9 protein-coding genes are annotated in these 10,277 nt (G+C 64.3%); 6 read left to right on the forward strand and 3 right to left on the reverse strand.

The window, feature by feature from the left end; translation table 11 throughout:
• Positions 1 to 262 precede the first annotated feature (262 nt).
• The 5 genes from sthA (at position 263) to CH294_RS23290 (ending at position 7,362) form a co-directional block, all read left to right on the forward strand.
• On the forward strand, positions 263 to 1,678 hold the full coding sequence (sthA, locus tag CH294_RS23270) for a Si-specific NAD(P)(+) transhydrogenase (protein WP_032403285.1): 1,416 nt from the start codon (positions 263 to 265) through the stop codon (positions 1,676 to 1,678).
• A 182-nt stretch (positions 1,679 to 1,860) separates the two neighbouring features.
• Entirely contained in the window at positions 1,861 to 2,805 is a 945-nt protein-coding gene (locus CH294_RS23275; RefSeq protein ID WP_032377725.1) for a PAC2 family protein, read from the forward strand.
• A gap of 242 nt (positions 2,806 to 3,047) precedes the next feature.
• Positions 3,048 to 4,088 (forward strand): alpha/beta hydrolase, encoded by a 1,041-nt coding sequence (locus CH294_RS23280; RefSeq protein WP_032377724.1) that lies wholly within the window; start codon positions 3,048 to 3,050, stop codon positions 4,086 to 4,088.
• Between the two features lie 70 nt (positions 4,089 to 4,158).
• On the forward strand, positions 4,159 to 6,675 hold the full coding sequence (locus CH294_RS23285; protein ID WP_032377723.1) for a DEAD/DEAH box helicase: 2,517 nt from the start codon (positions 4,159 to 4,161) through the stop codon (positions 6,673 to 6,675).
• Positions 6,676 to 6,687: 12 nt separating this feature from the next.
• A complete protein-coding gene (locus CH294_RS23290; protein WP_094704974.1) occupies positions 6,688 to 7,362 on the forward strand; it encodes a PhzF family phenazine biosynthesis protein in 675 nt (224 codons plus the stop codon).
• Here the strand turns inward: CH294_RS23290 and CH294_RS23295 are convergent.
• Complete coding sequence (locus tag CH294_RS23295) at positions 7,352 to 7,999, reverse strand: hypothetical protein (protein ID WP_094739200.1); 648 nt, start codon at positions 7,997 to 7,999, stop codon at positions 7,352 to 7,354. The genes CH294_RS23290 and CH294_RS23295 overlap by 11 nt on opposite strands.
• A 60-nt stretch (positions 8,000 to 8,059) precedes the next feature.
• Here CH294_RS23295 and CH294_RS23300 point away from each other — a divergent pair, with 60 nt between their 5' ends.
• A complete protein-coding gene (locus CH294_RS23300; protein ID WP_032377720.1) occupies positions 8,060 to 8,290 on the forward strand; it encodes a hypothetical protein in 231 nt (76 codons plus the stop codon).
• On the opposite strand, the gene CH294_RS23305 is transcribed toward CH294_RS23300, so the two are convergent.
• Both CH294_RS23305 and CH294_RS23310 read right to left on the reverse strand, forming a co-directional pair.
• Positions 8,274 to 9,533: an aminotransferase class III-fold pyridoxal phosphate-dependent enzyme gene (locus CH294_RS23305; protein WP_032377719.1), complete on the reverse strand. Its 1,260-nt coding sequence runs from the start codon at positions 9,531 to 9,533 to the stop codon at positions 8,274 to 8,276. The two genes, CH294_RS23300 and CH294_RS23305, sit on opposite strands and share 17 nt — an antisense overlap.
• Before the next feature lie 3 nt (positions 9,534 to 9,536).
• Complete coding sequence (locus CH294_RS23310) at positions 9,537 to 10,211, reverse strand: Pr6Pr family membrane protein (RefSeq protein WP_052058490.1); 675 nt, start codon at positions 10,209 to 10,211, stop codon at positions 9,537 to 9,539.
• Between the last annotated feature and the right edge of the window lie 66 nt (positions 10,212 to 10,277).

The raw sequence follows: 10,277 nt of genomic DNA on the forward strand, positions 1-10,277 counted from the left end.
ACGACCTCGTTGGGGCCGGGATCGGGGATGGTGATCGTCTCGATGGAGACGGGTGCGCCCTTGCTCTTGGCGACGACGGCGCGGACCTGCTGCGGCATGTGTTCCTCCACTGAAAATCGGGTGTTTCGTGCTCTGTTCAGCCTCGCACAACGCATCGTCACGTGGCGACATCTGCATGGGTTCGACGCCCCGAACCGTGGAGTTCACAAGGTTGTGACCGGGTGGGCACGCAGTCTTTGCGTGCGCCCGGTACCTATGAGAAATGTCTGAACCCATGGAGTACGACCTGGTGGTCATCGGCTCCGGCCCCGGCGGCCAGAAGGCGGCCATCGCGGCTGCGAAGCTCGGCAAGCGAGTGGCGATCGTGGAGAAGGGACACATGCTCGGCGGGGTCTGCGTCAATACCGGAACCATCCCGTCCAAGACGCTGCGCGAGGCCGTCCTGTACCTCACGGGCATGAACCAACGTGAGCTGTACGGGGCGAGCTACCGGGTGAAGGCCGACATCACTCCGGCCGATCTCCTCGCTCGCACCCAGCACGTCATCGGCAGGGAGATCGAGACGGTGCGCTCGCAGCTGCTGCGCAACCGGATCGAACTGATCACCGGTATCGGCAGGTTCGTCGATGCGCACACCATCGCGATCGAGGACGAGTCGCGAGGCGAGCGCATCACCGTGACAGCCGCCAACGTGGTGATCGCCACCGGAACCGCGCCTGCGCGTCCCGTGGACGTCGCGTTCGACGACTACCGGGTACTCGACTCCGACGGAATACTCAATCTCGAGTTCATCCCGGCTTCGATGGTGGTCGTCGGAGCAGGCGTGATCGGGATCGAGTACGCCTCGATGTTCGCAGCCCTCGGCACCAAGGTCACGGTCGTCGAGAAGCGCGATTCGATGCTCGACTTCTGTGATCGCGAGATCATCGAGTCGTTGCAGTTCCATCTCCGCGACCTCGCCGTGACGTTCAGATTCGGCGAAGCGGTCACCGCGGTCGACGTCGGCCCGAACGGTACCGTCACCACGCTCGCGAGCGGCAAGCGCATTCCGGCGGAGACGGTGATGTACTCGGCCGGGCGCCAGGGATTGACCACGGCGCTCGAACTCGAGAACGCTGGACTCGAGGCGGACGCGCGCGGCCGCATCTTCGTCGACGAGCATTTCCAGACCAAGGTCGATCACATCTATGCGGTCGGCGATGTCATCGGGTTCCCGGCGCTGGCCGCGACGTCGATGGACCAGGGCAGGCTGGCGGCGTATCACGCGTTCGGTGAGTCGAGCGCCAAACTGACCGACCTTCAGCCCATCGGCATCTACTCGATCCCGGAAGTGTCCTATGTCGGTGCAACGGAGGTCGATCTGACGAAGGGGTCGATTCCCTACGAGGTGGGAGTGTCGAGGTATCGCGAACTGGCCCGCGGCCAGATTGCCGGCGACTCGTACGGAATGTTGAAGTTGCTCGTCTCCACCGAAGACCGGTCGATTCTCGGTGTGCACATCTTCGGGTCCGGTGCGACGGATCTGGTGCACATCGGACAGGCAGTCATGGGATGCGGCGGTACCGTCGATTATCTCGTCGACGCCGTGTTCAACTACCCGACGCTGTCCGAGGCGTACAAGGTTGCCGCGCTCGATGTCACCAACAAGATCCGAGCGCTGGCCAACTTCGACCGCTGACGGGCCTCACTCGGAACCCCGACGACCACTGGGGAATGAACGACGGCCGTCCGGTTGTTCTTTCCATCAGTGATTCGCCACGTTCGACGTCGGCGTGTACACGGTGCATACGGAGGGTCGGCGTATTCTGACCCGGATCTCGCATCGAGGTACCGACGAGTCGATCCGAAAGGGGCCCGGCCATGACCGAACAGTCGAAGATGTACGAGCTGGAATTTCCGGCACCGCAAATCTTCTCCGACGACGGCGTCGGACCCGTCCTCGTGCACGGCCTGGAGGGATTCTCCGACGCCGGTCACGCCGTGAAGTTGGCGACGACCCATCTGCGCGAGAGCCTCGAATCCGAACTGGTGGCGTCGTTCGACGTCGACGAGTTGATCGACTACCGGTCCCGTCGTCCGACGATGACGTTCAAGTCCGACCACTTCTCGGACTACGACGCTCCCGAGCTGAACCTCTACGCAGTCAAGGACCGGGCAGGTACGCCCTTCCTGCTTCTGGCCGGAATGGAGCCGGATCTGCGGTGGGAGAAGTTCACCACCGCCGTTCGCCTCCTCGCCGAGCAGCTCGGTGTGCGGCGCACCATCGGTCTCGGCTCCATCCCGATGGCAATTCCGCACACACGCCCACTCGGGGTCACGGCACATGCCAGTGATCGGGAGCTGGTCAAGGAAGGCAACAGCTGGGCGGGCGACCTACAGGTGCCCGGAAGTGCGTCGTCGCTGCTCGAGCTTCGGATGGCTCAGCACGGCCACGAGTCGATGGGCTTCTCGGTGCACGTTCCGCATTACCTCGCCCAGACGGACTACCCGGGTGCTGCCGAGACTCTGCTCGAGAACGTCAGCGAGGCCGCTGAGCTCGATCTTCCGCTCGCAGCACTCGGCGAGGCTGCGGCGCGAGTTCGCGAGCAGGTGAACGAGCACATCACCGGAAACGACGAGGTGCAGTCGGTGGTGCAGGCGCTCGAGCGTCAGTACGACACGTACGTCGCCGCACAGGAGCAGCAGTCGACGCTGCTGGCCGGTGACGAGCCGCTGCCGAGCGGAGACGAGCTCGGTGCAGAATTCGAGCGCTTCCTGGCCGAACAGGCCGGCCTCGACGAGGGCGACGACACCGACCGGCAGTGATACGCCCCCGACGACAGTGTGAGTAGTCACAGCGTGGAGTCGTAGCAACCGTCGAATCGGACAGCGGGAGCGGATCGAAACATACCTGTAACCGCAAATACGCTCGATGTTCTGCCCCGAACGTCATCTCGTGCGAGAGTCGTAGCGACACGTACTCCGGTATGTACCGTCAACACACTCGTACACGGCGACGCCGTACTGCATCGCGCGTGCGGCGCACCAGGGAATGTCAGGAGGCGCAGATGGCTACCACTCCGCGCAGTCGCAAGCTCCGGCCGGTTCCCGACGAAGAACCACGGCTGATCTTCCGGACCATTCACGGATACCGGCGGGCGTTTCGGATGGCCGGTGAGGGCCCGGTGGTGTTGCTGATCCATGGGATCGGCGACAACTCCGAGACGTGGAACGAGGTGATTCCGCACCTCGCGAAGAACTACACCGTGATTGCGCCGGATCTTCTGGGACACGGACGCTCGGACAAGCCCCGCGCGGATTACTCCGTCGCCGCGTACGCGAACGGCATGCGCGACCTGCTCTCGGTTCTCGGCATCGAGCACGTCACCGTCATCGGTCATTCACTCGGTGGTGGCGTTGCGATGCAGTTCGCCTACCAGTTTCCCAACATGGTCGACAGGCTGGCGCTGGTGTCCTCCGGCGGCGTCACCAAGGACGTGCACCCCATTCTTCGTCTCGCGTCGATGCCCTTTTTGAGCGAGGCCGTCAAGCTACTCCGTCTACCGGGCGCGATACCCGCGGTCAAGCTGGCCGGCGGGGTACTCAGCAAGCTGCACAGCTCACCGCTTCGACCCGGTTCACTGCTGCACGACACCCCGGATCTGATTCGGGTGTTGAGCGAGCTGCCTGCACCGACCACATACGAGGCGTATCTGCGGACCCTGCGCGCTGTGGTGGACTGGCGAGGTCAGGTGGTCACGATGCTGGACCGCTGTTATCTCACCGAGAACCTGCCCGTCCTGCTCGTCTGGGGTGATCAGGATTCCGTCATTCCGGTGAGTCACGCGCGCCTCGCCCACTCGGCCATGCCGGGCTCGACTCTGGAAGTGTTCGAGAACTCCGGACATTTCCCGTTCCGTGACGACCCCATGCGCTTCCTGCAGGTGGTGGAAGACTTCATCGACTCGACCCCGTCGCTGACCTTCGACGAGGTGCGGTGGCGGAATCTGCTCATCACCGGCGTCGGTGAGGACATGATCACCGGAAGCGCCAGCACTCGGATGGCCGTTCTCGGTGCCATGGGTTCGGACGAGCGCAGCGCGACCTGACGCGTTGCCTCGGCCGCGGACGCTCGGTGTCGATGCGGGACGGACGGCAGATCCCACATAGCCTGTAGAGGTGCTCCTCACCGAACTGATTCCCGATGTCTCCGCCGAGAATTCCGACGGCGTCGACCCGGACGTCCTGTTCGACACCTTCACCAGCTGGACCGCCGATCGAGGTCTGACCCTCTATCCCGCGCAAGAGGAAGCCCTCATCGAGCTGGTCTCCGGCTCCAACGTCATCCTCGCGACCCCCACCGGCTCGGGCAAGTCGATGGTGGCCATCGGGGCTCATTATGCCGCGATGGCCGCAGGCATTCGTAGCTTCTACACCGCGCCGATCAAGGCACTGGTCAGTGAGAAGTTCTTCGCCCTGTGCGAGATCTTCGGTGCCCAGAACGTCGGCATGATGACCGGCGACGCCTCCGTCAATTCCGGAGCCCCGATCATCTGCGCCACGGCCGAGATCGTGGCGAACCTCGCCTTGCGCCAGGGTGCCGGCTCGGACATCGGCCAGGTGATCATGGACGAGTTCCACTATTACTCCGAACCGGATCGAGGGTGGGCCTGGCAGGTTCCGTTGATCGAGCTGCCGCACGCTCAGTTCCTGTTGATGTCGGCGACGTTGGGCGACGTGTCGTTCTTCCGAGACGATCTGACCAGGCGCACCGGGCGAACCACAACGGTCGTCTCCGGCACCGAGCGGCCGGTTCCGTTGATGTTCTCCTACGTCACGACTCCGATCAGCGAGACCATCGAAGAACTGGTGCAGACGCACCTCGCGCCGGTGTACGTCGTGCATTTCACTCAGGCTTCGGCTCTCGAACGCGCTCAGGCATTGACGAGCGTCAACGTCGCGTCCAAACAGGAGAAAGCCGAGATCGCAGAGGCCATCGGCAACTTCCGGTTCACCACCGGATTCGGCAAGACTCTCTCGAGGCTGGTCCGACACGGCATCGGCGTGCACCACGCCGGCATGCTGCCCAAGTATCGGCGCTTGGTCGAGAAGCTCGCGCAGGACGGCCTGCTGAAGGTGATCTGTGGGACCGACACACTGGGCGTGGGTATCAACGTTCCCATTCGGACAGTGCTGTTCACCGGACTCACCAAGTACGACGGCATCAGGACCCGCAAGCTACGGGCCCGCGAGTTCCATCAGATCGCAGGCCGCGCGGGCCGAGCGGGATACGACACGCTCGGTACGGTCGTCGTCGAGGCCCCGGAGCACGACATCGAGAATGCGCGGCTGGTGGCCAAGGCAGGCGACGATCCCAAGAAGCTCAAGCGAGTGCAGCGCAAGAAGGCACCCGACGGTTTCGTCTCGTGGGGAGAGCCGACGTTCGAGCGGATCATCGCAGCGAGCCCCGAGCCGCTCACCTCCCGGTTCTCGGTGAGCAACGCAATGCTGCTCAATGTCATTGCGCGGCCGGGCAATTGCTTCTACGCCATGCGCCACCTGCTCGAAGACAACCACGAGACCCGGCCCGCTCAACGCAAACACATTCTGCGTGCGCTCTCGCTGTATCGGGGGTTGGTCGACGCGGGCATCGTCGAGCAACTCGAGGAGCCGGACGCCGACGGTCGGCACGCTCGGCTGACCGTGGACCTACAACCGGATTTCGCACTGAACCAGCCGCTGTCCACCTTCGCGGTCGCATCCTTCGAACTTCTCGACGTCGAGTCACCGACCCACGCACTGGATGTTGTCTCGATCATCGAATCGACGCTCGACGATCCTCGCCAGATCTTGATGGCTCAGCAGCATGCTGCGCGCGGTGAGGCGGTCTCGCAGATGAAGGCCGACGGCATCGAATACGACGAGAGAATGGAGTTGCTCGAGGAGGTCACCTGGCCGAAACCACTTGCAGAACTGCTGGTTCCGGCGTTCGAGATCTACCGCGGCACCCACCCCTGGCTCTCCGAGATCGGGCTCTCGCCCAAGTCCGTCGTACGCGACATGGTCGAGCGAGCGATGACCTTCGCCGAGCTGATCAGTCACTACGGTCTGATGCGATCGGAGGGACTGGTGCTGCGCTATCTCGCCGACGCCTATCGCACACTGCGCCAGACGGTTCCGCCGGAATCTCGAACGGAGGAGGTCCAGGACATCACCGAATGGCTGGGCGAACTCGTCCGACAGGTGGATTCGAGCCTGCTCGACGAGTGGGAGAACCTGACCGACCCCGGTGCCGAGCCCGAAGCCCTCGTCGAGGCATACGGATCCGACGCGCCGCGTCCGATCTCGGCCAATCCCAGGGCATTTCGGGTGCTGGCCCGCAACGCAATTTTCCGTCGAGTCGATCTGGCGGCGCGGCGCCAGTGGAATGCGCTCGACGAACTGGACGACGGTCCGGATTGGGAAGCAGAACTGGATCCGTTCTTCGCCGAGTACGGCGAGATCGGAACCGGCCCCTCGGCCCGTGGTCCTGCACTGTTCAGCCTGAATGTCGGTGCAGAATCCACCACGGTGCGTCAGGTACTCGAGGATCCGGACGGGGACCACGGTTGGTCTCTCGACGCGGTCGTCGACGTGCCGGAATCCGATGCCGCCGGCGAGATCGTGTTCGACGAGATCGTGATCACTGCAGGCTGATACCGTCCAAGCATGGCTACCGACGTGTCCGTCGTCCGTGTGTTCACCGATGCCGACGGCAGGTTCGGCAACCCGCTCGGGATCGTCGCCGCCGACGCCGTTGCGGAGAGCGACCGGCAGCAGTTCGCCGCCGATCTCGGCTTCAGTGAGACGGTGTTCGTCGAACTCACCGAACCGGGTACCGCGTCGGCAACCATCTACACCCCGGCGGTCGAGCTGCCCTTCGCCGGACACCCCACTGTGGGACTGTCCTGGTGGCTCCGCGAGCAAGGTCATCCGGTGACCACCCTCGCCGTTCCCGCCGCGCCGTTGAGCATCCGCTACGACGGCGACGACACCTGGGTTCGCGCCCGCGCCGACTGGGCTCCGGGCTTCACGTTCCATCAGGTTCGCGATGCCGCCGAGGTTGCCGCGGACGACCCGAGCGCCTACGACAGTGGGCACCACTATGTCTGGGCCTGGACCGACGAGAAGGACGGGGCGCTGCGATCGCGCATGTTCGCCCCCATGATGGGTATCGCCGAGGACGAGGCGACAGGTGCCGCCGCCGTCCGGCTCACCGGGGAACTCGGCCGCGGTCTCTTCATCGTGCAAGGAGCAGGCTCGCGGTTGCGCACCACGGTCGACGACGACGGCTGGGTGGAACTGGGCGGACGCACCGTGACCGACGCGTCGATCACGGTGTGAGCGGTACGTCCACTTCGATTTCCTCGCCCAGCCGGACGCCCGCAGCCAGTGGGAGTCGGTCGTCGCTCCAGAACTTTCCGGGGTCGAACCAATTTGCCTTCTTGTTGCCGGTGAGCAATCCCATCGAGTCGTAGGTCATGGCGACCACCTCCGCGCAATAGGCGGTTTCGAGGGTGGGTCCGTCCTGCTCGTGTTGTCGCCGCAGCGTCGGCACCCGCCCCCGGAACCACCGACCGGCGAGCGCGGCCGTGGTGGGAAACGCAGTTCCGTCCATGCGCGCTATCGTGCGCAGCAGTGCGTCTTCCTGGTCCTTCGTGACGGTCTCGTCCAATTGCCGCAGCCAGCAACGCTGTTGGTACTTCGTGGCCCACTGGGTGACGGCCGCGCGCAGATCGTGGAGCTGCACACCGCGCTGAAAGTTACCGGTCCACATGTCCTGCAACGACTTTCCCAGTTCTGCGTGCCACATCAGCGGCGGCAGGTCGTCGATCACGACGGCCATTCCGACGTGATTGACCGGGCTGTTGGTCAGCGTCTGAATTGCACGATCGGCTGTCGACTCACCGCGAAAGATCCAGATGTCGCCCGTCCTGGTGGCATCGACGGCGGTATCGAGGCTGATTCGAGACGGGTTCATGCTTCTCACCCTAGGTCTTGGCGGATCGGCAACCGCACGTCGTGACGGTACGGTTGCCGAATGAACGTGTGGAAAGCTCTCGGCCTCGCCGGGATGGCCGGTGTCGCGGCCACTGGGGCGCTGGTGGTGCGGTCCGAGCGCAAGCGGCGCGCCTACGCGCCGAACGAAGTACGCGATCAGCTACACCAGCGGTTCGCGGCTCTCTCGGGTGAACCGGAACCGGCAGCTGCTCCCCCGCTCTCGCGGGGGCAGCAACTGCGCAACAAGCTCCGGTTCAGCCGAGGGCGCTGAGGATTCGCGAGGCCAGCTCTTCGATCTCGGCGTCCGTCATGACGAAGGCAGGCGATATCTGCATCGCACCCTGACCGGCGGCGCGGCCCGAAACCCCATGCGCACGCAGTGTTTTGACGAACGGTAGCGCCTCGGCCGGGTCGGCGAGCTGAACTGCGGCAACCGCGCCGATGCCGCTGCGGATTTCCGAGACCCGATCGTGCTCGGCGAGCGGCGCGAGGTGCGTGTGCAGTGCGGCTTCGATGCGCTTGGAGTGCGTCAACAGTTCTTCGCGCTCGATGATGTCGAGGTTGGCCATCGCTGCGGCAGCCGCGCCTGCGTGGCCGCCGTAGGTGTAGCCGTGTCGCCACCAGACTCCGCCCGCGAAAAACGGTTCGGCGATCTTCGGGGCGATGAACACGGCACCCATGGGCACGTATCCCGACGTCAGCCCCTTGGCGGTCGTCATCAGATCGGGTTCGAGCTCGAAGCGCGTCGACGCGAACCAGCTACCGCCGATGCGGCCGAAGCCGGTGACCACTTCGTCGGCCACGAACAGGACGTCGTTGTCGCGGCAGATCTGCCGAACCTCGCGCAGGTAGCCCTCCGGCGGCAGGTAGATTCCGCCTGCTCCGATCACCGGCTCGCAGAAGAAGGCAGCCACATTTTCCGCGCCGACCTCCTCGATCAGCGCAAGCAGTGACTTCGCGTCATCCCAGGAGACCGTTCTGGCGTCGGCCATGAGTTCGCCGTAGTTCTCCTTGTTGACCGGGATGCCGGCCAACGAGGTGCCTGCGACGTGCATGCCGTGGTAGGCCTTCTGCCGACCGACGATCAGCTTCTTGGACGGCTGTCCCATTTCCACCCAGTAGCGGCGTGCGAGCTTGGCGGCGGTGTCGATGGAGTCCGATCCACCCGAGGTGAAGAAGATCTTGCTGCCCGGAACCGGTGCGATGGCGGCAAGACGATCGGCCAGGGCCAGCGTGGTCTCGGGAACGAAGTCGCCGAAGTTCGAGTAGTGGGCAATCGAGCTCAGCTGGGTGGCGACAGCGTCGGCGATCTCGCGTCGGCCGTGACCGACGTTGGTGAACCACAGACCGGCGGTCGCGTCGAGATACTTCGTTCCCTTGTTGTCGAAGATGTACGCGCCCTCGCCTCGCGACACGACGAACGGCCCGTTGGCGGTGACGTTGCCCATGTCGGCGAAGCCGTGCCACAGCGCAGAGGAGTGTGTGGTGGCGGCTGGATCCAGGTCGGAAGACATGCGCTACACAGTAGTGGAGTCCGCTTCGATCGAGTCCGATCCGTACCTCCACCGTCCTGCGAGCCGTCCGAGGGCATTGACTGCCAGCGCCATCAGCGCGAAAGCGACGGTCAGCACGACCAGCCCGACCGCGAGCGCGAGGTATCCCTGTGCCCGCGGATCGAGGAACGGATAGGGGTACCAGTCGACGACGGGTCCACGGACCAAGGTGTAGACCCCGTAGATCAGCGGGAACAGCAACCACGTCAGACTGCGCGACTCGGAGATCTGCCGCCGCGGTGGAGCGAGAATCCAGTCGAGCAGAAGGACCACGGGCATGATGCGATGCACCACGTTGTTGGTCCACGGATCAGCGACGCCGACATCGATGTTCGCGAGAAGGACCGCGTAGATGATGCCGGTGATCACCATGTACAGCGTCACTGCTCCGCGAAAGAGCTGCCAACCCGGAGACCGTGGATCGATCACGCCGCCCACCATGAGTACGAGCACCGTCAGGACGTTGCTGATCACGGTGAAGTAGCTGAAGTAGTTGACCAACGAGAACGTCGAAGAGCCGAGCCCGTTCACGACGATCGAGACGAGCGCCGCGGCGGTGAGGGCCGCGAACAACACCCGCAGCGTCCTGATCGGTACCGGCGTGCGTGGTTCCGCGGTCACATCGTGCGAGATGCCCATTCGGCGATCCTGGCACAGTCGCGGCCGGCATTCACGAAGGTTGCGTAGATACGGATATCCTGGTGT

The organism is Rhodococcus sp. 14-2483-1-1 (assembly GCF_002259335.1).
Taxonomy (GTDB): Bacteria; Actinomycetota; Actinomycetes; order Mycobacteriales; family Mycobacteriaceae; genus Rhodococcoides.

Bases quoted from the DNA above. Each gene is read 5' to 3' on its own strand.
- sthA (WP_032403285.1), top strand. From the start codon at position 263: ATGTCTGAACCCATGGAGTACGACCTGGTGGTCATCGGCTCCGGCCCC.
- CH294_RS23275 (WP_032377725.1), top strand. From the start codon at position 1,861: ATGACCGAACAGTCGAAGATGTACGAGCTGGAATTTCCGGCACCGCAA.
- CH294_RS23280 (WP_032377724.1), top strand. From the start codon at position 3,048: ATGGCTACCACTCCGCGCAGTCGCAAGCTCCGGCCGGTTCCCGACGAA.
- CH294_RS23290 (WP_094704974.1), top strand. From the start codon at position 6,688: ATGGCTACCGACGTGTCCGTCGTCCGTGTGTTCACCGATGCCGACGGC.
- CH294_RS23295 (WP_094739200.1), bottom strand. From the start codon at position 7,999: ATGAACCCGTCTCGAATCAGCCTCGATACCGCCGTCGATGCCACCAGG.
- CH294_RS23300 (WP_032377720.1), top strand. From the start codon at position 8,060: ATGAACGTGTGGAAAGCTCTCGGCCTCGCCGGGATGGCCGGTGTCGCG.
- CH294_RS23305 (WP_032377719.1), bottom strand. From the start codon at position 9,533: ATGTCTTCCGACCTGGATCCAGCCGCCACCACACACTCCTCTGCGCTG.
- CH294_RS23310 (WP_052058490.1), bottom strand. From the start codon at position 10,211: ATGGGCATCTCGCACGATGTGACCGCGGAACCACGCACGCCGGTACCG.